This is a genomic window from Candidatus Flexifilum breve (assembly GCF_016713355.1).
The window spans coordinates 55072-78967 of sequence record NZ_JADJPI010000016.1; the positions used below are offsets into that span (position 1 = coordinate 55072).

23 protein-coding genes, 1 other RNA gene and 1 pseudogene are annotated in these 23896 nt (G+C 61.1%); 6 read left to right on the top strand and 19 right to left on the bottom strand.

Features of this window, described 5'->3' with window-relative positions; all coding sequences use genetic code 11:
• Positions 1-139: 139 nt before the first annotated feature.
• Positions 140-634, top strand: a complete 495-nt coding sequence (locus IPK17_RS15685; protein WP_343418634.1) for an SWIM zinc finger family protein — start codon at positions 140-142, stop codon at positions 632-634.
• 83 nt (positions 635-717) lie between these two features.
• Here IPK17_RS15685 and IPK17_RS15690 read toward each other — a convergent pair whose 3' ends face one another.
• Entirely contained in the window at positions 718-1185 is a 468-nt protein-coding gene (locus tag IPK17_RS15690) for a hypothetical protein (RefSeq protein WP_343418635.1), read from the bottom strand.
• Positions 1186-1358: 173 nt separating this feature from the next.
• Here IPK17_RS15690 and IPK17_RS15695 point away from each other — a divergent pair, with 173 nt between their 5' ends.
• Positions 1359-1982 (top strand): metalloregulator ArsR/SmtB family transcription factor, encoded by a 624-nt coding sequence (locus IPK17_RS15695; protein WP_343418636.1) that lies wholly within the window; start codon positions 1359-1361, stop codon positions 1980-1982.
• A 3-nt stretch (positions 1983-1985) separates the two neighbouring features.
• Complete coding sequence (locus IPK17_RS15700) at positions 1986-2453, top strand: pyridoxamine 5'-phosphate oxidase family protein (protein WP_343418637.1); 468 nt, start codon at positions 1986-1988, stop codon at positions 2451-2453.
• A gap of 118 nt (positions 2454-2571) precedes the next feature.
• On the opposite strand, the gene IPK17_RS15705 is transcribed toward IPK17_RS15700, so the two are convergent.
• The 12 genes and pseudogenes from IPK17_RS15705 to IPK17_RS15760 form a co-directional block, all read right to left on the bottom strand.
• Entirely contained in the window at positions 2572-4512 is a 1941-nt protein-coding gene (locus tag IPK17_RS15705) for a S9 family peptidase (protein ID WP_343418638.1), read from the bottom strand.
• Between the two features lie 573 nt (positions 4513-5085).
• Positions 5086-6069 (bottom strand): Leg1-related protein, encoded by a 984-nt coding sequence (locus IPK17_RS15710; RefSeq protein WP_343418639.1) that lies wholly within the window; start codon positions 6067-6069, stop codon positions 5086-5088.
• Between the two features lie 202 nt (positions 6070-6271).
• Positions 6272-7351, bottom strand: a complete 1080-nt coding sequence (locus IPK17_RS15715; RefSeq protein ID WP_343418640.1) for a pectin acetylesterase-family hydrolase — start codon at positions 7349-7351, stop codon at positions 6272-6274.
• Positions 7352-7384: 33 nt separating this feature from the next.
• Positions 7385-7729 (bottom strand): annotated as a pseudogene (locus tag IPK17_RS15720) (GNAT family N-acetyltransferase); the annotation flags it as partial.
• 263 nt (positions 7730-7992) lie between these two features.
• Positions 7993-8325 (bottom strand): GNAT family N-acetyltransferase, encoded by a 333-nt coding sequence (locus tag IPK17_RS15725; RefSeq protein WP_343418641.1) that lies wholly within the window; start codon positions 8323-8325, stop codon positions 7993-7995.
• A 71-nt stretch (positions 8326-8396) separates the two neighbouring features.
• Positions 8397-9233 (bottom strand): hypothetical protein, encoded by an 837-nt coding sequence (locus IPK17_RS15730; protein WP_343418642.1) that lies wholly within the window; start codon positions 9231-9233, stop codon positions 8397-8399.
• 10 nt (positions 9234-9243) lie between these two features.
• The gene (locus IPK17_RS15735) at positions 9244-10014 is read right to left on the bottom strand and encodes a hypothetical protein (RefSeq protein WP_343418643.1); all 771 of its coding nucleotides are present in this window, start codon (positions 10012-10014) and stop codon (positions 9244-9246) included.
• A gap of 277 nt (positions 10015-10291) precedes the next feature.
• On the bottom strand, positions 10292-11125 hold the full coding sequence (gene rsmA / locus IPK17_RS15740; protein WP_343418644.1) for a 16S rRNA (adenine(1518)-N(6)/adenine(1519)-N(6))-dimethyltransferase RsmA: 834 nt from the start codon (positions 11123-11125) through the stop codon (positions 10292-10294).
• Positions 11126-11301: 176 nt separating this feature from the next.
• Positions 11302-12765 carry a ubiquitin-like domain-containing protein gene (locus tag IPK17_RS15745; protein WP_343418645.1) on the bottom strand — a complete coding sequence of 488 codons (1464 nt, stop codon included), beginning with the start codon at positions 12763-12765 and terminating at the stop codon, positions 11302-11304.
• A 41-nt stretch (positions 12766-12806) separates the two neighbouring features.
• Positions 12807-12905: signal recognition particle sRNA small type (gene ffs, locus IPK17_RS15750), an RNA gene on the bottom strand.
• Between the two features lie 457 nt (positions 12906-13362).
• The gene (locus IPK17_RS15755; protein WP_343418646.1) at positions 13363-15045 is read right to left on the bottom strand and encodes an AMP-binding protein; all 1683 of its coding nucleotides are present in this window, start codon (positions 15043-15045) and stop codon (positions 13363-13365) included.
• Complete coding sequence (locus IPK17_RS15760; RefSeq protein ID WP_343418647.1) at positions 15042-15281, bottom strand: acyl carrier protein; 240 nt, start codon at positions 15279-15281, stop codon at positions 15042-15044. Before IPK17_RS15760 ends, IPK17_RS15755 begins: the two co-directional genes overlap by 4 nt.
• A 128-nt stretch (positions 15282-15409) precedes the next feature.
• On the opposite strand from IPK17_RS15760, the gene IPK17_RS15765 reads away from it, so the two are divergent.
• Positions 15410-16096: a response regulator transcription factor gene (locus IPK17_RS15765; protein WP_343418648.1), complete on the top strand. Its 687-nt coding sequence runs from the start codon at positions 15410-15412 to the stop codon at positions 16094-16096.
• Between the two features lie 363 nt (positions 16097-16459).
• Here IPK17_RS15765 and IPK17_RS15770 read toward each other — a convergent pair whose 3' ends face one another.
• The 5 genes from IPK17_RS15770 to IPK17_RS15790 all read right to left on the bottom strand — a co-directional run bounded on the left by IPK17_RS15770 (position 16460) and on the right by IPK17_RS15790 (position 20495).
• Positions 16460-17263 carry a hypothetical protein gene (locus tag IPK17_RS15770; protein WP_343418649.1) on the bottom strand — a complete coding sequence of 268 codons (804 nt, stop codon included), beginning with the start codon at positions 17261-17263 and terminating at the stop codon, positions 16460-16462.
• A gap of 101 nt (positions 17264-17364) precedes the next feature.
• A complete protein-coding gene (locus IPK17_RS15775) occupies positions 17365-18054 on the bottom strand; it encodes a WD40 repeat domain-containing protein (RefSeq protein ID WP_343418650.1) in 690 nt (229 codons plus the stop codon).
• Positions 17952-18710 (bottom strand): DUF8738 domain-containing protein, encoded by a 759-nt coding sequence (locus tag IPK17_RS15780; RefSeq protein WP_343418651.1) that lies wholly within the window; start codon positions 18708-18710, stop codon positions 17952-17954. The genes IPK17_RS15775 and IPK17_RS15780 overlap by 103 nt, the downstream gene beginning before the upstream one ends.
• A 468-nt stretch (positions 18711-19178) precedes the next feature.
• The gene (locus IPK17_RS15785) at positions 19179-19784 is read right to left on the bottom strand and encodes a GNAT family N-acetyltransferase (protein WP_343418652.1); all 606 of its coding nucleotides are present in this window, start codon (positions 19782-19784) and stop codon (positions 19179-19181) included.
• Positions 19785-19838: 54 nt separating this feature from the next.
• The gene (locus tag IPK17_RS15790; protein WP_343418653.1) at positions 19839-20495 is read right to left on the bottom strand and encodes a TMEM175 family protein; all 657 of its coding nucleotides are present in this window, start codon (positions 20493-20495) and stop codon (positions 19839-19841) included.
• 244 nt (positions 20496-20739) lie between these two features.
• Between IPK17_RS15790 and ald the strand changes: the two genes are divergently transcribed.
• Positions 20740-21864 (top strand): alanine dehydrogenase, encoded by a 1125-nt coding sequence (gene ald / locus IPK17_RS15795; RefSeq protein WP_343418654.1) that lies wholly within the window; start codon positions 20740-20742, stop codon positions 21862-21864.
• A gap of 61 nt (positions 21865-21925) precedes the next feature.
• Here ald and IPK17_RS15800 read toward each other — a convergent pair whose 3' ends face one another.
• Positions 21926-22756, bottom strand: coding sequence for an alpha/beta fold hydrolase (locus tag IPK17_RS15800; RefSeq protein ID WP_343418655.1), 831 nt, complete (start codon positions 22754-22756; stop codon positions 21926-21928).
• An 88-nt stretch (positions 22757-22844) separates the two neighbouring features.
• Between IPK17_RS15800 and IPK17_RS15805 the strand changes: the two genes are divergently transcribed.
• Positions 22845-23810, top strand: coding sequence for a helix-turn-helix transcriptional regulator (locus tag IPK17_RS15805; RefSeq protein ID WP_343418656.1), 966 nt, complete (start codon positions 22845-22847; stop codon positions 23808-23810).
• The last annotated feature ends 86 nt before the right edge of the window (positions 23811-23896 follow it).

Genomic DNA, 23896 nt, shown 5'->3' on the forward strand with positions numbered 1-23896 from the left:
GCACACGGTGGAGTCGTATGACGCCGAAAAAACTCTTAAAGCGCTATATTCAGGTTCGGACTTCCTAAGCACGCGGGTTGTGTCAAACAACCGCGTGCTTTTTCGTTAAATTACCCAAAGCAAGAGAGGACTAAACGCTATGGATTACGGTATGATCGGCAAAATCGAGAAGGCCAAGCGGTACGCCGCCCAGCCGGAGCGTGTGACCTTCCGCAGCTTCAGCATCGATTTCAAGGGTGATAACAACAGCTATACGGTCACACTGGGTCCTGATGGTTGGGATTGCACTTGCCCCGGTTTTCGCGCCCATGCGATTTGTCCGCATGTGATGAGCCTCGAAAAGCTGTTCAAGCCGATGCTCAAGCGCAACCCGCTGCCTTACGCGCCCGGTCAGAATGTCGTGAGCGATGTCGACAAGGCGCACCGCTATGCCGAGGAAACCGATCGTCTGCACTTCACCGCCTTTGATGTGGTGTTTGCGGGCGACAATGACGAACACCATACCAGCTATACCGATCACGCGATGCACTGCAACTGCTCGTTCTTCGCGAGCCGCGGCGTGTGCTGCCATACGATGGCGCTGGAAAAGCTGCTCAAAGGGATGATCACTTCGGCCACGCCGGAGGCGGAATAACCGCCCGGCGCCGGGGATAAACAAAAGGACGAGGCCTGACCTCGTCCTTTTTGATTCTGGCGCGAACCGCATTCCGGCGGTGGTTACAACATGCGAATGCGGCGGAGCGCGGCGCGTGCGACCAGCACACCCGCGACGAGCGTCGGCAGCACGCAGCCGCACAATTGGGCGGTCAAGCCGCCGCGGTCGCCAGCGTAAATCCACAGCGCGACGGCGCCGTTAATGATGAGCGTATACACGAAGTTCCATGCGGGGATGACCATCTGCGAAATCACCCATTCGATAGCGTTCTGCGTTTCGGCGGGGATGGTCTCGGCTGGAAAGCTGCCGGGGAGCGGCGTCGGGACGGCGACACCGGGTAAGGCGGTGGCCAGCACGGTGCCGAGGATCGGCGTAACCGTCGGCGGGAGCTGAAATTGTGGGGTAGCAGTGGCAAACGGGGCGGGCGTGATGGTCGGGTTAGCGGCGAGTGTTGCCGCGCGATTGGTCGCTAAATTGCACCCGATGGACGCGATCGCGGCGATCACGAGCAAACAGAGTGTGCGCTTCATAGAGGTTTTTAACGTCCTGTCGAAATCAACAGCCTTTAGCATAGCGTATTATAATTACAATTTGCATTATTAAAAGACTAGAAAAGTCGATCCTTGACACATTTCTGACTTTGACGATAATCTAATTAGATGCATATCTAATTAGATGGGTATGAAAGTGAAAGGGCACCCTCATGCAGCCAAAAGTTATCGTGTGGGATGATAAGCGCCTGCGCGACATCCTGAAAATTTTCGCGGACGATACGCGCCTGCACCTGTTCCGTTTGCTCAACGAGCGTGAGTATGCCGTCGGCGAGCTGGCTGCCGCCGTCGCGCTGACCGAGCCGACCGTCTCGCATCATCTGGCGCGGCTGCGTGAGGTCGGTTTGGTCACGCTGCGCATGGCAGGGAATTCTCGCTACTACACGGTGAATGCCGTCGGTCTCGGTCACTTTAAGCGGTTGGTCGCCGAGGTGGAAAAGCTGCCGCCGCCCGTCGAAAGCACGCCGTCGGATGACACCTGGATCGACACACTGGACTGGGCGACGCCGGAAGATCGCGAAACGCTGCGCGAATTCACGCACAGCGGTCGCTTGACGAACCTGCCGCGTCAGCAAAAGCGCCTAATGCCGATTCTGCGCTGGCTGGCGAGCAAATTTGAGGTGGATCGGCTATATACTGAGCGGGAAATCAACGCCATCCTCAAAGACGCCTATGCACACGATTTCGTCAGTCTGCGGCGCGATCTGGTCGACTTCAAGTATCTGCGCCGCGAAGCGAACGGTACGAAGTATTGGGCAACCGGAAAGCAGGACTAACGCATGCCAGAGTACGCCAAGCTAGAAGAGGTACGGCAGGAATTTCTCGACCGCGCGTTTCGCGTGGTGTGGTGCAGCGTGTCGACCGTGGATACCAAAGGTCGACCGCGCGCCCGTATTCTACATCCCTACTGGGAACCGGATTTGACGGGGTGGATCGGCACCTGGCGCGATTCGCCGAAGGCCAAGCATCTGGCGGGCAATCCGTATGTGTCGGTGGCGTACATCGCCGAGGTGTTCAAGCCGTGCTACGCGGAATGCATCGCCGAATGGGATGACTCGCTGGAGACGAAGCAGCGCGTGCATGAGCTGTTCAAAAATGCGCCCGCGCCGATGGGCTACGATACGACGCAGATCTTCGGCGCCGTCGATAACCCGCGCTTCGGCATCCTCAAGCTGAAGCCGTATCAGCTCGAAGTCTCGACGTTCCCCGGTCCGCATGTCGTGTGGCGGGCGGATCGCGGGGAGTGATGACCTCACCCCCGGCTTCGCTGGTTCCGGCAGGCAGACTGGGCCCCTTCCTCAGAGGGCGAGGGGCAGCCTTGCGCGGGCGTCCGGGGGGGGGGAGCAAGCCGGATGAGGTTAATGCTTACGCGAACAATACGTAGCGTTTGAGGAACTCGAGAATCTTCGTGTAGTAGTCCTCGACCGTCTCCGGTTTGCGCCAGCCGTGACCTTCGCCCGCGTACACATGGAATTCGTGCGGCACGTCGCGGTCGCGCAGCGCCTTGACGATGCTCTCGCTCTGGCTGATGGGCACGACCGGATCATCGCTGCCATGGAAGATCGCCAGCGGGTCGCGAATCTGGTCGGCGTGGTAGAGCGGCGAACGTTCGCGGTACAGTTCGGCGGCGTCCGGCAGGGGGCCGATCAGATAGTCGGTGTAGTGGGCTTCGAATTTATGCGTTTCCAGCGCCGTCGTGAACTGGTCGGCGACCGGGTAGGCCGCGATCCCCGCGCGGAAGAAGCCCGGTTTTTGTACCAGCGCATACAGCGTCGTGAAGCCGCCCGCGCTCCCGCCGGTGATCACCAGCCGGCGCGGATCGGCCAGTCCCTGCGCGACGAGCTGTTCGGCGGCGATCACGCTATCGTCCACATCGTAGACGCCCCACGCCCCCGCCAATTTGTCCATGTAGGCGCGCCCGTAGCCCGTCGAGCCGCGGTGATTGAGGTCGAGAAAGGCGATGCCGCGCGTGGCGAAGAACTGCGCCTTGAGATTGAAACTGTTGGGCGTGTGCCCGGTCGGCCCACCGTGCACGTTGACGATTAGCGGCGGCGGGGCAGTGGGATCTTCAAAGCGGTCACTGGTCGGCGCGTAGTACAGGCCATAGATCGCTTCGCCATCGGGCGCGGTGAAGGTCAGCGCCTGCGCGACGGCGAGGCCGCTCAGCGTTTCCGTCGAACTGCGGGCGTGAATTTGATCGCCGCGCGGTGCGGCGACCAGCACGTTGAGCCCCGGCCCATCGTAGTTAAGCCCGCTGGGCGGCTCGTCAGCAGCGCCAAAGCTGACCACGCGCGCCGGGATGGTGCTGGAACTGGCAATCGTCGCAATCGCGTCATCTGATGACACGCTGATCTGGTCAAAGTGGGTGTAGTGCTCCGTACCGCGCACCCGTTCGCGGCGCGCGGTGCGCAGATCGACGCGCCACAGGCTCGCCGAAGCCTGCTCCACCCGGCGGTAGATGATGGCGCGTCCGTCAGGCGACCAACCGTAGGTGCGCAGCCCCTGTCCCCACGCTGCCTGCCCGTGATCGGCGGGCGCGTCGGTGATGGGCGTGTGCTCCCCGGTCGCAAATTCGTACAGATAGAGCTGATTCCAACCGGTGGCGTCGCTGATGTAGGCGAGGTGCTGGCCATCCGGCGCGAATTCCGGTTGGAAGACGCTGACCGTCGCGCTGCCCGCGATGGTTTCGACGCGCGTGATGTACGGCACGCCCGCATGATCGCGTTCCAGATGCGCGAGCTGGAGCTGCGCGCCTGTGAACGGCATCGCCGGGTGATTCCACGTCACGTAGGCGAGGTGCTGCCCGTCCGGGCTCCACGTCGGCTGCATGACAAAGTCCGTGCCATAGGCCAGCTTGCGCGGGAAGTGCTCGCCCGCCGCGTCGACCAGTGCCAGCCCGTCGACGCCTTCGTAGGACATGACGAAGACGATCCACTGGCCGTCCGGGGAGATCGCCGGAGCGGCAGCAGCGCCAAAGGCCGGGGTGATCGGTCGGGGGCGACCCCCGCTCAAGGGCTGGCGGTATAAGCGGCCATCCGCGCTGAAGACGACGACGCCTCCGCGCACGGTGAATTCACCGCCGCCATAGCCGACGTGCCCGCGCACCGAGATGGTCGGTTCGGTCAGCTCACGGGGCGCCTCCAGCCCGGTCTGCGCGACGAGCAGCGACTGCGTGCCGCGCGTCTCCGACCAGACGAGCGTGTCGCCGTCCCATTGAATATTATTGAAGCGCCGCACCGCCGTCATCAGCTTGGGGCTGATCGGGCTGCTCCATGTGCCGTACATGCGTTTGAGTTTGTTGGTCATCAGGTGTCCTTGGGTGAGAACGCAAAAAAAACGCCCCGTTGGGGGGCGTTGGTGGTCTTATGTGGGGCGAAAAAAGTTTATTTAAGAAGAATTTTCGCTGCCCCACATCTGTTTTTGTTTACACCCATAGAATATGAGAAAACTTCTCAGAAGTCAAACACCAGATTCGCCTCATTTTTGGAGGAAATGCTCGTGTAAATTAGAATTATCGTTAGTCCGTTAAATCACAATAGGAGTCAACAATTATTAAAAACTCGTGAATTTTAAGTGAAAACGTTACCATTGAGAAAATCCATTAGATTTTTCAAAAGAATCAATGTGACCACAAGGAACTATCTATTCTTAAATTGACTTTACAGCCAACTCATCTGTGATTAATTTCGTATACATTGCACAAATGGAATCGCAGATCATGGGCGGATGTGAGCAGCGGAGAGTAACCTTTCGGCCACTTATTCCATTAAACCATAGACAAAAGCGGTGATCATCCGACTTTTGACGGAATTGCATGTGAGTTCAATTATGAAAAATGGATCCGCCGGGGCAGGTTGCACAAGTGAGCGCTAGCCGATGTTAATCGGCGGGTCGCAGGGTCGCGATCTGCTTGATGAGGCGCAAACGCAGGCGTCGATTGCGCTGTTTAGGGTTGAGCAGCGCGTCGAGGTAGGTGAACACATCGGCGCGTATAAGCGCAGAACGCATCGCCCGCCGCCACAGGTAAACGCGGATGGCGAAGGCGAGCGGTCGTTGCCGCGCCAGCGCGATGAGGTTGACGATGTTGTGGTTGACCAGCGGACTCATGTCGGGAATGCGTCCCGGTACGTCGTCGACGGTGAGTACACGTTCGGGCAGGATGCCAAAACCCTGCTGGAGCATGAATTCGAGATCCGTGCGCCACGCGGCGGGCGCAAAAAACCACGGCATGCGCATCCATCCGAGCGCGAACTGGACTTCGGTGGCCGAGGCGGTCAGTGGGCCATATTGGCGGATGCTGGGCAGCACCGCGCGTAAGCTTTGAATGTGGGCGTGCCAGAAAGTGAAACGCAGTGGTTCGAGGTCAGCGCCCGCGGGGAGCTGCAGCGCCTGCGTGAAGAAGTCGCTCCACGCCGCGATTGCTGGGCCATAGGTCGGCGAGATAGCATAGCCACTGCTATCACCTCCCGGGTAGTCGAACACACTCACGCTGTGCGGCGCGCGGATGGTGACGGGCTTGACCACGCCCAGCTTGATCGCGGCGATGAGCGGAATGACGCTGAAGCTATAATTGGCGGCGCTCCACAGGCTGCGTGGGTCGATGCTGCTGGGCGGGGTATCGGCGAACTGCAAGCGCCCGGAACGCCACTGCCACGCCAACTGGAACACATAGCCCCACAAGGGATTCAGTTCGTTATCCGCGCCGAACGCCCCGTTGACGTTCACCGCTTCGATCAACAGTTTGAGGATGCCCAAACGGTCGCAGTAGTCAAACGGGTCAATGGCGCTGTAGTAGGGCGGCAGCGTTTGCCAGTGTGCATAAAAATCCAAACGCGCTAGATCGGCGGTGAAAAACCGTCTCATCTCCTGCCCCAAACTCAGCGAGTAACTGCTGCCATTAAAGCATCAGTTTGAGGCGGGAAGACGTAAGAGGGAACGTTTTCAGACGTTTTTCATAGGGGGAAGACACGGTCGCGTGCGCCTTCCCTCAGACCCGTTTTGGAGGCTATGCGAAATTCACATAACGAGGCTAAATTCCAACCTGACTCGATTGGATCAGGTTGACTTACTGCGCGACGGTTTCGGCGACCGCACAGTCGGTGCAGGTGACTGTATCGACCGTTTCACCCGCCGCCAGATCCGCGACCCAGTCGCGCACGGACGTGGCGCCGACGCTGTAGGTGTAGAACTCCGGACGCGGCAGCACGCAGTGCAGTTCACCGCCCGCGGTATACGTGGCGAAGTTGGCGACCTGCGCCGCGATCTCGCTCAGGTTGGCGGGCAGGGCGTCGGCATACTGTACCCCCGTGCCGGAAATCCGCGCGAAATAGGTCTGCGTCTCATCAAAGGCCGTGTTGTACTGCGTGAACAGCGTGCCGGGGAACTGGAGCGCCGCGTTGATCCAGAACTGCTGGAACGAAAGCGACTCCAGCGTCATGTCGGCGTACTGTTCCAGATCGGGCAGCACGCTCAGCGTGTTCCACTGCTCGAACTGGGTGGTCTGATAACCCCGATAGCCGCCCGCTGAATCGCCGAGCACGGCGGCGCGCACGCCGTCATAGTGGGCGAGGATGTTCGGCGCGTGGAAGCTCGCGCCGATCGACCCGGCGCTGCACCCGCTGATGAACACACTCTCGGGCGCATCGAAGTTGGCATACGCCCAATCAAGCGCCGTCGCCGCGTTGACGTAGCCGTTGTAGTGGAGGTCGAAGTCGCCATTCGCGTCGGTATAGGTGACGACGCTGTTGCCCAGATGCACATCGCCCGTGCAGTAGGGGACGAAGACGATGTCATAGTCGGCGAACGGGTTGTCCGGGTTGTTCAGGTTGAAGATGCCCGCGCCGTTGATGGCCGGGTTGTCGTAGTTTTCGGTTAGGCTGATCGAGTCGTCAAACGTGCCGTAGCGTTCGCTGCACGTCAGATCGTTCCAGCACGCGCCGCCACCCTGAAAGTCGATGAGCAGGTTATCGCTGCGGCCTTCGCGGACATAGAACATATAGGGCGTGCCGCGCGCGCAGATCGTGTCGCCGCCCGGCTCAATCCGATTCCAGCCATCCACGAGATCGGCGCGGGTGGGCACGTCCTGCGCGGAGACAGCGCCGCCCATGAGCAGAAACAGACCAAAGAGCACCAGAAGTCGCCGCATACGAATGTCCTTTGCAGATGAGGCGAAAATACGCTAATCAGCGGGCAGCAGCAGCTTACGATAGCTCAAAAATTCGAGATACACGCTCATGCCCGCGCGCTCGTACAAGCGCAGCGCGCCCGTGTGATTCGCGGCATCGACGCCCAACCCGACCCACGTATAACCGCGTGCCTGAAACAGCTTGAACGAGCTCTTGAGCAGCGCTTCGCCGAGCCCACGCTGGCGGTGACTCTTGAGCACGCCGATGTCGCTCACCCACACGGCATTTGGTCGGCTGACGAGCGCCCGGTTAAAACTGAAGCCGACCGCCTGCTCGCCTTCCCACGCCATCAGCCACAACGATTGATCGTCGCCGGGGAAGCTCAAGACGCCCTGCTGCCAGCTTTCGAACGATTCCGCTTGAAAGCCATAATGTTCGCTGAAGGCGGCTACGAAGGCGGCATGCGCGCAGCGCGCAGGTCTCGTTCACGGTCGTAAGGAACGCAGCTCAATGCCCGCCGGAATGACCGGATCGGGGATCGGCTGATCCAGCGTCATCGACATGCGGTAGGCCGAGCGCACATACTCGTAGCCCTTGCCCGTGAAACACGCCGATGAGATCGTCAGCGGTGCGGTTCACGCCAAAGCGGAGATCCACGGGGCTACGGTGCGGTTTCGCTTACGCGCAGTCGGGCTTGCGCTTCGGCAAAGTCCAGCAGCGTGTGCATCACCTCAGCGCGGCGGTGACCGGGCGCGAACGTCATTTCACCCCAGAAAATACCGATTTCAGAGTCGTAGCTGAACGACACACTGCCGACCAACGCACCATCGGCGGTTGTCAGGATGTGCAGTTCGTAGTTCGGGTCGGCCAGCCACAACTTGAGATGCTCGGGGCGCACGCTGGAATCAGTACCAAAGTCAGCGTAGGAGCTATTCATCATCTCGACGACGGCGGCCAGCTCGTCGAAATCAAATGGGCGCAGGGTGTAGGTCATCGGCTTCTCACTCAAGCATGTGGACTCACTGCGCTCCAATCGGAGAGGAGCCGGGTTGAGGTCTCCGGTTATTACTGCCGTGCGGAACGACGCGGCTGGGGCGGTTCTTCCTCTTCCTGCTCGGAGAGCAGATCGTCGAGGCTCATTTTTCCGAGGCGGTTTTCCGCCATCATCACGCGAATCTCATTGCTCAGTTCGCCGTCCGCGTTGATGTGGCGGCGCATCGCTTTACTGGCGCTCTCCTGCCAGCTAAAGCGGTGTTCGGCAATCACCACGCCGTCGGCGGTCACGCGCAGCAGCCAGTCATTGCCGGTCGCGCGCTGATCGTGGATAGGCAGGCGGGCGTTCGGGCTGATCAGGTTCAACCCTTTCTGCAACTGCTGGTTGTTTTCGTGCGCGAACACCGTATCGCCGTCCGCGTCGATCATCTCAAAGCGAATGCGGCCAATCGCCTTCGTTGGCAGGCGGAGCTGCACGAACGGCTGAATATAATCGACATCGTCCACGATGGGGATGTTGCGGTGAATGACGGGTTCGCGGTCGGCGCTGAAAGCCATCACGCCGATGTCGACGGGCAGCACGTGCAGCGTGGACGGGTCCAGCCCGGCGCGGCGCACCGAGTCAAGCGCGTGCGGGTAGACCTGATCGGCGCGCGGTTGCACGGCGACGAAGGTCTCATCGTCCTCACCAACCTCTTCCTCAGGAAATTCGTAGCGGCGGCTCGGCGTGGACGCTGAGGATTGGAACAGGTCGCGCGCGCCCTCAAAGTTGCGGGAGATCAGCCAGAAGCCAATGGCGGCGAAGACGAGCGCGGCCACCCCAGCGCTGCCAATCGAAGATAAGCCCGCCAACAGCAGGAAAACGCCGATCATGATTTCGATGAAGCGGCGGTTTTGCGAGTCGTTCATTCCGATCCCTCTACTGACCGCGATCTTGCTGGTTGCGGCTGCGCAGCAGTTCTTCCAGACTCAGCGGTTCGTCTTCTTTCGGCGGCGGCGCGGCTTTGGGTTCGCTCAGGTTGTCACGCGCCTGCTCGAAGCGGCGGTAGCGTTCACGCAGCGACGGCGTCATGGTAAAGGTGTGGGCGGCGTGCAGCGCGCCATCGACGTACACGCGCAAATCCCAGTCGCCCGCATCCAGCCTGACCGTGTTGCTGGCCAGCGGGAGGTGATGATCCGCGAGGATGTTCATTTCGCCTTCGCGCAGGTAGGTTTTCATCTCGTGGACGTAGCGGGCGTTACCGCTGCCGTCGAGGATTTCGTAGCGGATGAGCACCTGCTGATCGGCGCGTTCCGGTTGGACATGCAGCGTGATGAAGGGGCGCACGCCGTCGTCATCCAGCGAGATGGCGCGCGATTTGCGCATGACCATCCCTTCGGAGCTGGACTGCGACGAGATTAGGCCAATGTCGAGCACACTCAGGCCGTTGTCGGTCACCCCGGCGCGGCGGCGCGCGCGTTCGACGGCTTCGCGGGCTTCGGCGCTCATGCGCATCTGCGTGAGCGAGGAGCGCGAGCGGTCGATGAACTGGTTGGGCTGGAAATCTAACAGCGAGGCCGCTGCTGCGAAAGCGTAGAGCGTCAGCAGCGCCAGCGTCACCGGGGCGCTCGCCACGCCGGAGAGCGCAGCGACCATGACCATCGCGCCGAGAACCGCCAACCACGCTGTATTTTGTCGTCTAATGCGCATTGCCCAAGCCTTATCCTGTAGGGATTGTGTTTACGCATGATTATACGCGAAAACCGGGGGTGGGGTTGCGCGCGATTGGCCTCTGGTTTCCGGACGCCTAACACCACTATTCTGAGTGGAGGGGCGGGACTTGCCACCTGGGAGGCGGAGTCATTTCATAGTTGGTGTAAATATTTAACCTCACCCCCAACCCCTCTCCTAGAGGAGAGGGGAGACAGGCTGGGTTTTGAAGTCCCCTCGCCCTTGGGAGAGGGGATTGAGGGGTGAGGCTGTTGATCTACGGCGACTGCACGGAGGCATGATACCCCCGCGTGAGCGCCGCCCATTCCGGCAGGGAGAGCGTCTCCGCGCGGCGCTTGGGGTCGATGCTCGCCGCTTCGAGCAGCGCAACTGCCGCTTCCGCTTCGATGTGTAGGCCTTCGGCGATTGAGTTCTTCAACTGCTTGCGCTTCTGCCCGAACCCGGCTTTGACGACGCGGAAAAAAGCATCAGCATTCGGCACATCGACAGGCGGGCGGTCGTACACCTCAAGGCGGGCGACGGCGCTGTCGACATCAGGGCGCGGATAAAAGACCGCTTTGTTGAAGCGCGTGACGATCTTCGGTTTGGCGTAGAACTGCGCGCTCACGCTGAGCAGGGTCATATCGCCGGGTTTGGCGATCAGCCGTTCTGCGACTTCGAGCTGCATCGTCAACACCAGACGGCGCGGCGCGTGCGGTAGTTCCAGCAGCAGGCGGATGATCGCGCTGGTGATGTAGTAGGGCACATTCGCCACGACGACATACGGCTGATCGCCGAGCAGTTCCGGCAGGTTCACATTGAGGATGTCGTCGAAAATCACCTCGACGTTGCCGTAAGGCGCGAGCGTCAGCCGCATGATTGGCTCCAGACGGCGATCCAGCTCGACGGCGACCACGCGGCGCACGCGCTGCGCCAGCACGGCGGTCAGCGCGCCGGTGCCGGGGCCGATTTCCAGCACGGTGTCTTCGGGCATGAGTTCGGCGGCATCGGCAATCTTTTCCAGCGCCTGCGGATCATGCAGAAAATTCTGACCGAGACTTTTCTTCGGGATCACGCCGAAATGGTCAAGTAAGGCTTTGGGGTTAGTCATGGTGCATCCTCCGAAGATTGAGCTGAGGGTAAAAGATAAAAGCGATCTCACCCCCGACCCCTCTCCGAAAAGAGGAGAGGGGAGACAGGAAGACTCTTTTAGTTCCCTCGCCCTTGGGAGAGGGGATTGAGGGGTGAGGCTTGACTGACTGCGATTGCGGACGCGCAGAAGCGCGCCTAATCCGTCAAGAAATAGTCGATGGTGGCGGGCACGGGTGTGAGCACATAGACGTCGACATAGCCCGACCACGAGCGCCAATCGGCCTCGGTGTAGCCAAGGTCGACCCACAGCGGGTCATGGCGTTCCGCGCCCGTGTCTTCAATCGAGCCGACGCCGTAGCGCGGCACGTAGATCTGCGTGTGATAGGGCAAAATATCGGGATCTGCACCGATGATGCCCTGCTGCAAAACCGCGCCGGTCGCGGTGATGTTATCGCCATTGATCGGGTGGTAGCTGGTCGCATACATGCGCAGCTTGCGCCAATATTCGCGCGGACCCTCGGGCGTATCGACGGTGCGAATGACGACGTTCGTCCCGTAGGCGATCACGTGGTTGGCGGGTGGCTGCGTGACGACCGTCTCTTCGTCGACGCGTTCCACTTCGATGCCGTTCTCGTAGCGCACGCGCACCCGCGTCGATTGAACGCCGTTCGCGCCCGTTTGCAGCACCCGCCGCTGATCGAGTTCGAGCGTCGAGTCCGCCTGATAGATCGTTTCGTACGGGATCGGGGCGTCGGTGCTGGTGATCTCCTCAGTCACGCGGATGACGCGCACGGACATGCCCGGCAGCAGCGCCGTGTCTTCGTCGGGGATGGTGTAATCCAGTCCGACGAGCGTCACGCCCGCGTCGCTGAGCGCATCGCCGACAGTCGCGCCCTGCGTGCGCGTCTGGATCGTCTCGCCATCCGCCACAATATTGATTGGACGGGCGCGCTCAATGGTGATGCTGAGATCGTTCGTCGCGGGGGCGTTCAAATCCGGGTAGACACGGTCGGAGAGATACAGGGTGATATCCGCTTCGAACAGCGCGTCGCCGACGGTGAGGGCGGTCGTGCGCAGTGTTTGCGAGTCAGTGCCATCGTTGATGGTGAGATCGACCGCGTGGCGCACAGCCAACGCGCTCACAGGCACAGGCCAGCGCGCGAGATCGGCGAGCTGCGCCTGCGTGCCGTCGATGTCGATGCGGTCGTCCGCGCTGACGGTCACACGCGCAGTCTGCAGAATTTCGGCGGGATTGGTGAGCGGCGTCCACAGCGGCGTCGTGCTGCCATCGACGATCAGGAAGACGGTGCGCGCGCGGGCTATTGAGATGACAAGATCGGGCGCTAATGGGCTGTCGAGCGGCGGCGTGATGAGATCGCCTTCGTTGATGAGGATACCGCGCTCAGTCAGCACGCCCGCGACATCGACGGCGCGGGTGGTGACCTGCGTCGCTTCGCCGTCGACAATGACCGTCACGGGCACGGTTGACATCAACAAGATGACTAAGCCGATCAACAGACCGAGTGAGGTGATCGCGGCGACACTGAGAGCGATGAAAAGAGGGAGCAGGGCGCGTGAGCGCAATCCGGCGGGGCGCCGGGGTTCGGTTGGGAGGCTGCCGGGCGCTTTGGGCAGCGTGGGAGGGGTCGATCGATCCACCGCAGTCACCCATAAATAAAAACAGGTTGTTGGCGCTGGGCTCAAACCGGGAAACCTACGGCACCCGGGTTTCAGCCCTTAGTGCTGCTGCCTCTCGACCCTGACACGGTTCGAACCGTCCCGCCGCGTAGGGCCCAGTTCGAGCCAACCGCCAACAACCTACCGACATAATCTTAGTATAACGGTCGTGACTCCCCTCGTCAATCCGCAACGGCGGGCGCATATACAATGCTTACGTGGCCTTAACCTCACCCCGTTGCGCTGCGCTCAACCGCCGCTCTCCATTGGGCGAGGGGCAAAAGCCAATTGGGTTTATCCCATTACCAATTGGGCTGTGGGGGCGAGGCTTGCCGGTCCTACGTAGAATTTTTGAAGCAGCGGACGCAATAAAGTGCGTCCCTACGAGAAAGCGGTACTTGTGTAGGGACGCGATTTATCGCGTCCGCAAAATCTCAGAGCCGACCTGTAACCCGCTTTCACGGTATTTTACGCACTTACCCGGCAAGCCTCGCCTCAACAGATGCAACCCGAAAATCAAGTGTCCCCCTCAGCCGAGTGAAGAGGGACGATCTGCGCAGCAAGCAGGGTCGGGTCGCCTTACTCTTCCAACTGCCCTAAGAACCGTTCCCGATTGGCGCTGCGGGCGATCTTGCCGCTGCTCGTCTTGATCAGTTGGCGCGGCGGCAAGACTTCGACATAACGCGCGGTGACTTCGGTGTTGGCGGCGATGCGCGCGCGCACTTCGCGTACGATATCCCCGCGCTGCTCGTCATCTTCGGCCTGCGCGTCGGTCTCCGCTTCCACCAGCACGGCGATATCTTCCGTGCCGAGCTGCGCGTTGGGGACGCCGAACGCTACCACGCGTCCGGGATGTACGTTCGGCACATCGTTAAGCAGGTTTTCGATGTCCTGCGGATAGACGTTCTTGCCGGCCACAATGATCAGGTCTTTCTTACGCCCAGTGACGTAGAGCTCTCCATCCGCCAGATACCCCATATCCCCGGTCATGAACCAGCCGTCGTGGAACGGGTTGAGGTCGTCGCGCTGGTAGTAGCCGGAGAGCATACAGTCGCTGAGGATCTCAATCTCGCCGATGTGGCGATCCGGCAGCACGCCGCCTTCTGCGCTGACCACGCGCACCTGCGTATTGGGGAGCGGCACGCCGCACGAGACGATTTCCATACTGGGCGCGTCCGCGTCGGCGGGAGCGGCGATCTTCTCTTCGGCGAAGCGCTTGCGGTCGATCAGGTCGAGGCGCGGCTGCGCTTTACGCGGCGTTTGCGTGACGGCGAAGGTGTTCTCCGCCATCGCATAACACACTTTGAGCGCTGACTCACTCAGGCCGTAAGCTGCGTATTTCTTCAGAAACACGCGGTGACTGTCAGCGTAAACAGGTTCCGAGCAGTTGACCACCCAGCGCAGCGCCTCCAGCTTGACGCCAGCGAGCGCCGCGTCGCGGATGCGCGTCGCCATGAAGTTGTAGGCGAAATTTGGCAGCCACATGTGGGTCGCGTGGTGGCGGGTGATCGCCTGCAGCAGCATGACGGGCTGGCGTACCCACTCGAATGGCGACATGATCACCAGATGCACGCCGACTTTGAACGGCATGATGAAGGCGGCGATCAAGCCCATGTCGTGATACAGCGGGAGCCACGAGGCAATCACGCTCCAGTTGCCCATCACGTCGACCGCTTCTTCGTACTCCTGAATCTGATTGATCACGGCGCGGTGCGAGAGCATGACGCCTTTTTGCAGTCCCGTACTGCCCGATGAATGCTGCAAAAAGGCGGTCGCTTCCGGGTCGGGCAGGGGACGCGCGAAGTAGATCGCCGGGTCGCCTGTGGCTTGCAGTGCCTCGGTCGTGATGATTTCCACGTCTAAGCCATCCAGCGTCGCCCGCAGCTCAGGTTCAAACTTGGCAAAGGTGATCACCGCGCGCACGCCTTCGAAGCCGATCAACTGGCGGATGCTGCTGTAGTAGTGCTCAGCATCCAGCTTGTCGTTGATAAACGGGAAGATCGACGGGATCGCGCCGATCAGCAGCGCACCCCAGAACGCCGCCATCACACTGACGCTCTGCTCCATCACCAGCACGACCAGATCGCCGGCGGCGATGCCCACCGTTTCCAGCGCCGCCGCGTAATCTGCCGCCTCGTTGAAGAAGGTCAGGTAGTTGTGCGGGGTTTCGCTCCCATCTGCCGCGACGAAGGTTACCGCCGGGTGGTAGGGATGCTCCTCGAAGTGGTAGCGCGCATATTCGATCAGCGTGCGGCGATTCATTTCGCCTGTTTCGCTTCGATGTTGCGGATGATGTGGTCGAGCGTGCGCATGTTGGCGACCGTGAGTTCCGGATCGGCGAAGTGGATGCCAAACTTGTCTTCGATGAAGACGGCCAGTTCGGTCAGGCTGAACGAATCGACCAGCCCGCCTTTGAAGAGATCCTCGTCATCTTTGAGCGGGTATTTCTTGTCGTGAATCAGGTCGGTTTTGATGAATTCTCGGATGGCTTCGCGCATGGTTTTTGTCCTTTTTTCTAACAAGAATGATACTACTCTAACCTTTACTTGCACGTATTTTAACCCTGTGCTACAGTGAGTTTGAATTTTGCAACACGAGTTTGAGGATTCCGACTTCGGGGCGTCTCATGAGCGAAAAGATTCTGATCATCGATGATGAACAGACGACGGTAAAACTGATCGAGATTCTGCTCCAGCGTCGCGGCTTTGATGTCATTACGGCGTACAGCGCCGAGGAAGGCTTGAAGAAAGCCTACCGCAACCAGCCCGATCTGGTGCTGCTCGACATCATGATGCCCGACATGGATGGCTGGGAAGTGTGCCGCCGCCTGCGCGACATGTCCGACGTGCCGATCATTTTCCTCACCGCGCGCGGCGAACTGCGCGACATGGTCTATGGACTGGAGATTGGCGCGGACGACTATATTTCCAAGCCGTTTGAAAATGATGAGCTGGTTGCGCGCATTCGGGCGCATCTGCGCCGCGCACCCAAAGCCGTCATGAGCGAAGAGCTGATCTTCAACAACGGCGAGTTCCGCGTTAACTTCATGAACCGCGAAGTACGCGTGCGCAATGAGGTTAAGCATCTGACGCCCAAAGAGTTCAGTTTGCTCGGTGTGCTGGTGCGCAACGCGGGGCGCGTCGTGCCGCGCAATGAGCTGGTCACCGAGGCCTGGGGCGAAGAATATGGCGACGCGATTGACAGCCTCAAGCTGTACATTCACTATCTGCGCCAGAAAGTCGAACGAGACCCCGAAAATCCCGATTACATTCTCACCTCTCGCGGCGTGGGTTACCGCTTCGCTAACCACTAACGTGAGTTAGGACCCCCCCCCCCCCCCCCCCCCCCCCCCCCCCCGGGCGGGGGGGGGGGGGGGCGCCCCCCCCCCCCCCCCCCCCCCCCCCGGGGGGGGGGGGGGGGGGGGGGGGGGGGGGGGGGGCCGCCGCTGGGGGAAAAATCCCCCCCCGCCCCCCCCCCCCGCCCGGGGGGGGGGGGGGGGGGGGGGGGGCCGCCCCCCCCCCCCCCCCCCCGGGGGGGGGGGGGGGGGGGGGGGGGGGGGGGGGGGGGGGAACTGACGTCACTAGTTCTTCGCCTCACCCTGTTTCGCTGCGCTCAACCGCCCCTCTCCCTTGGGAGAGGGGCAAAGAACCGCTAGGTTCTTGGGGTGAGGTGAAGGCTACACGTCCAACAGCACGGTCACATTGAGCACATAGGCGCGATATAACGCCGCGAAGAACTGCTTCAACTCGCGGATCGTGTGATCGTCGGCGTCAGTTGGCTGCAGCAGGAACGGGAAATCGCGTTCGAATTGCTCCGGCGTGAGCGAACGGTTCATGATCAGCACAACCTGATGCGCTTCGAGGTTGCGGCGAATCGCGCCGAAGAGCAGCAGCAGCATGCCCCCGTGGGAGGGCTGAACGTGACCGGTCAGGAACAGCATCTGAAAGACCTGATTGGCTGTGAGCAGAAACTCGACCATGTCGCGCCCCGGCAGCTTGGACTCCTCGAAGATCGCCGGGTTGGTGCGCAGCGGCGCGACCAATGCGCCATCGTAGCCGAGTTCGATCACGCCCTGCTTGAGCAGCAGCCAGATGATCGGCTCGTCGATACCGGGCAGTTGATCGAGCAGCCAGCGTTCCGCCGCCAGCGAGATCGGGTACTGAATATAGTTCATACAGCCGAACGGTGCGCTGGCGACGTTCGCCGGGCAGCCGATGCAGTGGTGTTCCAGCGGGGCGAGGGCGTTCGCCTCGTCGAGCAGCTCCTGCACGACGATCACGCGCGTCTCTTCTTCGCCGTTAGCTGCCGTGCGCGTGAACTCAAAGCCCATTTCGCTCGGTGGACGCTGATCGCCATTTTCGCTGACCAGCCGAATCACCTGCTGCGCCCGTTCACGCGCCTTCAACCGGTCGAGAATGCCACCTGTACTGAGCGTCGTTTTCGGCGCGCAGCCGAGATCGACGATGTAATCAATTGCCATTGCCGCCACAATCCTCTAAATGAAAGGACGAGGTCAGCCCTCGTCCCTACGAAAATGCTGTCCGTAGGGGCGCACAGCCGTGCGCCCCTATCAATGCACACTTAGCCGACTGCGCCGAACTCCCACACCCGCAGTGTACCGTCAAAGCTGATGGACGCCAAGCGGGTACCATCCGGGCTGAAGGCGAGGCCGTTGACCGCATCGGTGTGACCACGCAGCGTCGCCGACACATCGCCCGAAACCAGGTCCCACACGCGAATCGCGCTCGTCGCCGCATCCGGCGCGGACGGATCGCCACCGGCAGCGGCCAGCGCTGCACCATCGGGCGTGAAGGCCAGCGCGCGGATCGGCGCGTCGGTGGTGAACGTGTGGACAGTGCTCAGGTTCTGCGGGTCGGTCACATCCCACACGGTGACGGTGGTTTCCGTGCCGACGGCCAGCAGCGAACCATCGTCGCTGTAGCTCACCACAGTGGTGACGTCGCCCGTCGCCGTGGTGCTCGTGCCGGTTTCCGCCGCCGCTTCGCCCGCTTCATAATCGACGAGCAGCAGCGTGCCTTCGACCGTGCCCGCTGCCAGTTCCGTGCCGACCGGGCTGAACGCCAGCGAGGTGATCGGTGCGGTCACTTCAATGCTGCGGATGAATTCGCCCGTGGCCGCTGACCACAGGTGAATGGCGAACAGTTCGCTCAGCGACGGATCGTTGAACGAGGCGTTCGCTGAAGCGATGGTGCTGCCATCCGGGCTGATGGCGACGGCGGTGACTGTCGCGCCAAACTGTTCGAAGTGCATGTTGAGCGGTTCGCCGAGCACGGGTTCGACCGGGGTGAGCGCCACCTGCCCATGCCGCCGCCCGTCAGCAGCGCGACGCCGTCACTGGAACTGACGTAGTGCAGTGCGGTTACGGGCTGTTCCAGCGGAATCGGTGTGGGCAGCGCTTCGAGGTCGTCCGGGTTGTAGACGAGGATCAAGCCAGTGGCTGCGCCTGCTTCGTCGGCGACGCCTGAGACTGCCAGTGCATTGCCGGAGGGCGACCACGCCAGATACGGGTTAAAGCGTCCGGCGACGGCTGTGTATTCCCATGTGCCGCCGACAGCAGGTTCAGGCGTGCTTTCAGCCGTGGATGTCACCGCGCAGAAGGCCACCGTGCCGCTGCCTGTGGGCGCGCGGTAGTCGAAAATCTGGTCGTCAATGGTCAGCGTGATCACATAGCCGCGGGTGACGACTTGCGCATAAGCCATATCGGGCTGCGGACAGCCGAGGCTGGCATCGTTAAAGATTTGCTCGGCCCATGACCAGTTGTCCAGATCGTTAAGCGTATAACTGGTGCCGAGGCGCGTGTTCACATCCGCCAGCGCCACTTCGATTTCAGGGGGCGGGGCGGACTGGGCGCTCACTGCCACGGGGACGAGCAGCGCCAGAATGAGCAGGAATAGACGTCGATACATACCAGTACTCCCTTTATCCGGTTGGATGCTACATTAAAATTTTACTTGCATTACAACCAATTTTACAATGACCAGCGCAATATGCGCGCTATGCGCTCAACCAACGCCTCACCCACGCTTACAAACTGCTGAGAAAAGTTCACAGAAAATTAGACAAATTACCCATGTACTTTAAACTTGATTTAACATATACTTCAACCAAGCTTAAAACTAAGCGCGGACGTTCGCTTTTCAGAAAGGGGAGGACAGTATGTCATTTGCAGCGTTGGTGTGTATCGTACTCGTGCTAACCGTCGGCTATTTCGTCGTTCTCCTCAGCGCTGAGGCAATTTCCTGGCTTGTCAGCCGGGTGAATCTGGCCCTGAATACCCGCCGGCTCCAGCCCCAAACTGCTCGACCGATGAGTCCGCGGCGCGTGCATCTGTCTTAACAATCTCCAAGTCACAATCGAACCTAATGGCGGCATCCCTAAAGCGCACTTAACCGGGATGCCGCTTTTTTGATCTCGTCGGTTTGTGTGTCACTAAACAGCACATAGACCAGCGTGTCCCGCAGGTCCCCCGCAGGATCGCGCGACTGCCAGCGCATGCGCACTTCCAGCTGAAAGCCGACACGCTCTGCGACTTTAGCGCTGCGCATGTTATGGGCGTCGCAGCGAATTTCCACGCGTTTTGCCCCGAGCACGCCAAAGGTCAGCGCGCTCAGTGTGGTGACGGCTTCGGTCATATAGCCGTGACCCGCCATGCTCGTACGCAGCCAGTAGCCGATCTCAAAGCGCGGCACATCCCACGCGATGGTGTGCAGCCCGATATTGCCGAGATAGTGCTCATCGTCTTTGCGGAAGATCAAATAGTTGAGTTCTTCGCGGGTGCGAAAGCGCATAGCGGATTCGCGCGCGAAAGTCTCCGATTCGGCGATGGTTTGCCCTTCGCGCGCCCACGGCATCCACGGACGCAGTTCTTCCAGCGATTCGTTCACAGCTCCATTGATCAACGCGCCGTCGTTGTGGCGCGGGACGCGCAGCCGCAGGCGCGCCGACTCAAGTTGTTCGGGGATATGCGCTAGATACACCATGGCTTAACTTTCACCCACTTAGCAGACGATCAAATGCACGCAGTTGTGCCACCTTCAGCGATCTTGCCGCCCCCGGAAGATGGAGTCGAAGTTGGCGGGCAGCACATACAAGATCGGAATCAGCACGTCCAGGAGGTCGGCGGCGGCAATGCTGACGAATGAGACCAGAATCGCCAGAAAATACAGCGATGGGGCGAGCAAAATGCGCCGCCGCACCAGACGATCCACTTTGGCGTCGAGCGTATGCCCCAGCAAATGGCCGTCGCGCGTGGCATACGCCCAATGCAGGTACAGCACCACGCCCACGGCGATCAAGTTGATGTTGTACACAATCAAGCTGAGGCGGTCACTGCCGTAGCGGCTGAGCAGCCCCGTGGAGAAGGGCACGAGCGCCACGAACATCATGTACAGGATGTTGATCCAGAGCAGCGTGCGGTCAGAGCGGCGGATGTAGAAGAACTGGTTGTGATGCCCCACCCAGTACACGCCGAGGATGATGAAGCTGATCACATACGAGATGATGTTCGGGGTGAGCGCCAGCAGCGCCTGCCCCAAACCGACCGCGTCCACCTGCTCCTGCGTCGGCACGCGCATGTCAAACACGAGCAGCGTCATGACGATGGCGAAGACGCCATCCGCCAGTGTTTCGATGCGGGCTGTACTCAGCGTTGGCAGTTTGAGCGGCGCGGGCGTATTGGGTTGGTCAGTCATACGTGTGTCCTGAGGATGCTGATCTACTGCGGCTATTGTAGCGGATTTTTCCGCCGAGAAATATCGCCGCCCGTGCGTCCAAAGGCTTATGGTGACGATGGGGGGATGGGTGTACGCTAGCAATAAATCGCGGCACCAGTCAGGGAAAGGCTGAGCCATTCGATCAAAGTGTACGAAAAAACTTGAAACTTTACGACATTGTGTACAATAGAGCTATAAGTCGTTAGCGAAAAGAGAAAATAGCATGATCATCGGAATCCCCAAGGAAATTAAGGACAACGAGTTTCGCGTCGCGCTGCCGCCGGGCGGCGTCCGCGAGCTGACGCGGCGTGGTCACAAGGTCATTGTGGAGACGAACGCGGGCGCAGGCAGTGGTTTCACCGACAACGAATACGTACAGGCGGGCGCGCAGGTGGCGCACACGGCGGCGGAAGCGTGGAATCGCGCGCATCTGGTGCTCAAGGTGAAAGAGCCGCTGCCTTCGGAATATGGGTATTTGCGCGACGACTTGATCCTGTTCGCGTACCTGCATCTGGCGGCCAACGAAGACCTCACCCGCGCCATGATGAACAGCGGCGTGACGGGCATCGCCTATGAGACCGTCGAAAACGAACACGGGCAACTGCCGCTGCTCGCGCCGATGAGCGAAGTCGCCGGGCGCATGGCGACGCAGATCGCGGCGTTCTATCTGCAAAAGCCGGAAGGTGGACGCGGTATCCTGATGGGCGGCGTCCCCGGTGTGCGTCCCGCGCATGTCGTGATCCTCGGCGGCGGTTCGGTCGGCACGAACGCGGCGCAGGTGGCCTTGGGCATGGGCGCAAATGTCACGCTGCTCGACCTGAACACGGAACGCCTGATTTATCTCGATCAGATTCTACATGGGCGGCTGACGACCATTTACTCGAACGAGATCAACATTCGTGAAGCGCTTGCCACGGCGGATGCGGTGATCGGCGCCGTGCTGGTCGCCGGGGCGCGCGCCCCGCGCCTGATCACGCGGGAAATGCTCTCGATTATGCCGCGCAGCAGCGTAATTGTGGACGTGGCGGTCGATCAGGGTGGCTGCGTGGAAACCACGCGCCCGACGACCCACAGCGACCCGACCTACGTGGTCGATGGCGTGCTGCACTACGGCGTCGCCAACATGCCGGGCGCCGTGCCGCGCACGTCGAGCTTCGCGCTGTCCAATGCGACGCTGCGCTATATCCTCAAGCTTGCGGGCGGAAATCTGCGCGATGTGCTGGACAGTGATCCCGACCTCGCCAAGGGGCTGAACCTGTACGCGGGTCAGGTATTGCACCCCGCCGTCGCCGAGACATTCGGCCTGCAGCTCGGCAGCTTCGATCAACTGCTGACGAAGGTGCAGTAGGCAGTTCTTGGTAGGGGCGCACGGCCGTGCGCCCCTACGCCATCTAGATCCCTGTTAGCATCTATACCCCGCTGTGTTCCCGCAAGAACTCCAACAGAAGCGGGTTGAAGACTTCCGGTCGTTCGAAGCTGGGGACGTGCGCCGCCCCGTCGATGATCGCTTGGCGCGCGTGGGGGATGCCCTGCGCCATAACCTCGGCGGCGCGCACGACCTCGGGATGATCGAGCGCCCCCGCGACGATCAAGGCCGGGCAGCGCACCGCGTCCAAACGTCCGACCGCAGGCGGATCGAGCGGGTTGATGGGCTGCATATCGGCGATGCCGAAGGTGCTGCGCTCGACCGGAAGGCGGTTCATCGCCAGCGCCTGCGCGCGCTGTTCCGCGTTGACCTGGTCCGGTTCACGGAACTGCCCGTCAAACCAGATGCGGATTTGCAGTTCGTTGGCGGTGGCTACGTCGCCCGTTTGCAGCGCGCCGATCATCTCGCCCATGTAGCGCGGCATCACGCCGTGCATCTCGAAGCCGCTCGGCGTGGAGCCGACCACCGTCAGCGACGCGGCGCGTTCGGGCTGTTCCAGCGCGAGATCGAGCAGCAGTTCGCCGCCCATTGAGCAGCCGACCCAATGCGCGCGGTCGATTCCCAGATGATCCAGCAGTCGGCGCACATCGGCGCGGCGAGAACGCGGCCCGGTCGCCGGGCTGGACGCCCCGAAGCCGATCATATCGAAGCGGATCACCTGAAACTCACGCGCCAGTGTTTCCCACTGCGGATCGAACATGCGCCGGTCGAGAAACGCCGCATGCACCAGCACAACGGGCACACCCGCGCCCGCCACTTCATAGGCCAACACGCCATCGCCGAGATCCAATTGACCACTCATCGTCTGCAGCATCACGTCACTCCTCGTGTCTCCACCTGATAGCTTTATGGTAAACTGCTTGGGTGACAGCTCATGTCATCCAAGTTGAAGGAGATTTCGAGTGCGGGCAGATCGCTTGTTATCACTGCTCCTGCTGCTGCAAACGCGCGGCCAGTTGACCGCGCAAGCGCTGGCGAGTGAACTCGGCGTGTCGCGGCGCACGATTTTGCGCGACGTGGAGGCGCTCTCGCTGGCGGGCGTGCCCATTTACGCCGGGGGCGGGCATGGCGGCGGAATTGCGCTGGATGAAGCGTATCGCACCACGCTGACTGGGCTGCATGAGCCGGAGATCCGCTCGCTGATTATCGCCGGGAGCACGTCGATTTTGCGCGACATCGGCTTGGGCGAGGCCGGGGATCGACTGCTGCTTAAGCTGCTGGCGGCGCTGCCCGCGGCGCAGCGCCCCACCGTCGATCACATACGCCAGCGCATCCTGATTGATCCGGGCTGGTGGTGGCAGGATGCGCAGACGCCGCCGTTCTGGGATGACTTGCAGCAGGCGGTCTACGACGATCAACGGGTGGCGACCGTGTACGAGCACTATGACGGAACGATCTCCGAGCGGACGCTCGAACCCTACAGCCTCGTGAACAAGTCGAGCCTATGGTATCTGGTCGCGCGGCGGGAAGGCGAACTGCGCACGTATCGCGTCGCCCGGTTTCACACGGTGCGGCGGTTGCCCGAGCACTTTGAGCGGCTGCCCGACTTCGATTTGCCGACGTACTGGCGCGATAAACTACAGTCGTTTGTGGAGAGCTTCAGCTCCTACCGCTGCATGCTCCGCGTCGCGCCGGAACGCGCGCCGTTCGTCAAATGGCTGCTGGCGGGACGCTGGGAGAGCGCTGGTGAGCCGGACGCAGAGGATTGGATCACGCTCCAGCTCTCGATGGAGTCGCCGCTGCTGGCGCAGATGCTGGTCTTCGGGCTGGGCGCGGACGTGCGCGTGCTGGAGCCAGCCGAACTGCGGGATGCAGTCGTGCAGCAGGCGCACGCGCTGATCGCGCGCTGGACGCCGCCACGCGAGTAGGCCGGGATTCGTTATGGCTTAGGTTACAGAATTGGAATATATAATGAAGATAGGCGCAAGCTGCCCGTCACATCTTTATGTTGTCT

What these genes read in the sequence shown, in the direction of transcription:
- IPK17_RS15760 (WP_343418647.1), bottom strand. Translation starts at nt 15,281, where the DNA reads ATGCGCGAAGCCATCCGAGAATTCATCAAAACCGACCTGATTCACGAC.
- IPK17_RS15770 (WP_343418649.1), bottom strand. Translation starts at nt 17,263, where the DNA reads ATGGCAATTGATTACATCGTCGATCTCGGCTGCGCGCCGAAAACGACG.
- IPK17_RS15690 (WP_343418635.1), bottom strand. Translation starts at nt 1,185, where the DNA reads ATGAAGCGCACACTCTGTTTGCTCGTGATCGCCGCGATCGCGTCCATC.
- IPK17_RS15705 (WP_343418638.1), bottom strand. Translation starts at nt 4,512, where the DNA reads ATGACCAACAAACTCAAACGCATGTACGGCACATGGAGCAGCCCGATC.
- IPK17_RS15700 (WP_343418637.1), top strand. Translation starts at nt 1,986, where the DNA reads ATGCCAGAGTACGCCAAGCTAGAAGAGGTACGGCAGGAATTTCTCGAC.
- IPK17_RS15785 (WP_343418652.1), bottom strand. Translation starts at nt 19,784, where the DNA reads ATGGTGTATCTAGCGCATATCCCCGAACAACTTGAGTCGGCGCGCCTG.
- IPK17_RS15730 (WP_343418642.1), bottom strand. Translation starts at nt 9,233, where the DNA reads ATGAACGACTCGCAAAACCGCCGCTTCATCGAAATCATGATCGGCGTT.
- IPK17_RS15715 (WP_343418640.1), bottom strand. Translation starts at nt 7,351, where the DNA reads ATGCGGCGACTTCTGGTGCTCTTTGGTCTGTTTCTGCTCATGGGCGGC.
- IPK17_RS15735 (WP_343418643.1), bottom strand. Translation starts at nt 10,014, where the DNA reads ATGCGCATTAGACGACAAAATACAGCGTGGTTGGCGGTTCTCGGCGCG.
- IPK17_RS15765 (WP_343418648.1), top strand. Translation starts at nt 15,410, where the DNA reads ATGAGCGAAAAGATTCTGATCATCGATGATGAACAGACGACGGTAAAA.
- ald (WP_343418654.1), top strand. Translation starts at nt 20,740, where the DNA reads ATGATCATCGGAATCCCCAAGGAAATTAAGGACAACGAGTTTCGCGTC.
- rsmA (WP_343418644.1), bottom strand. Translation starts at nt 11,125, where the DNA reads ATGACTAACCCCAAAGCCTTACTTGACCATTTCGGCGTGATCCCGAAG.
- IPK17_RS15695 (WP_343418636.1), top strand. Translation starts at nt 1,359, where the DNA reads ATGCAGCCAAAAGTTATCGTGTGGGATGATAAGCGCCTGCGCGACATC.
- IPK17_RS15775 (WP_343418650.1), bottom strand. Translation starts at nt 18,054, where the DNA reads ATGCACTTCGAACAGTTTGGCGCGACAGTCACCGCCGTCGCCATCAGC.
- IPK17_RS15790 (WP_343418653.1), bottom strand. Translation starts at nt 20,495, where the DNA reads ATGACTGACCAACCCAATACGCCCGCGCCGCTCAAACTGCCAACGCTG.
- IPK17_RS15780 (WP_343418651.1), bottom strand. Translation starts at nt 18,710, where the DNA reads ATGTATCGACGTCTATTCCTGCTCATTCTGGCGCTGCTCGTCCCCGTG.
- IPK17_RS15725 (WP_343418641.1), bottom strand. Translation starts at nt 8,325, where the DNA reads ATGACCTACACCCTGCGCCCATTTGATTTCGACGAGCTGGCCGCCGTC.
- IPK17_RS15710 (WP_343418639.1), bottom strand. Translation starts at nt 6,069, where the DNA reads ATGAGACGGTTTTTCACCGCCGATCTAGCGCGTTTGGATTTTTATGCA.
- IPK17_RS15685 (WP_343418634.1), top strand. Translation starts at nt 140, where the DNA reads ATGGATTACGGTATGATCGGCAAAATCGAGAAGGCCAAGCGGTACGCC.
- IPK17_RS15755 (WP_343418646.1), bottom strand. Translation starts at nt 15,045, where the DNA reads ATGAATCGCCGCACGCTGATCGAATATGCGCGCTACCACTTCGAGGAG.
- IPK17_RS15800 (WP_343418655.1), bottom strand. Translation starts at nt 22,756, where the DNA reads ATGCTGCAGACGATGAGTGGTCAATTGGATCTCGGCGATGGCGTGTTG.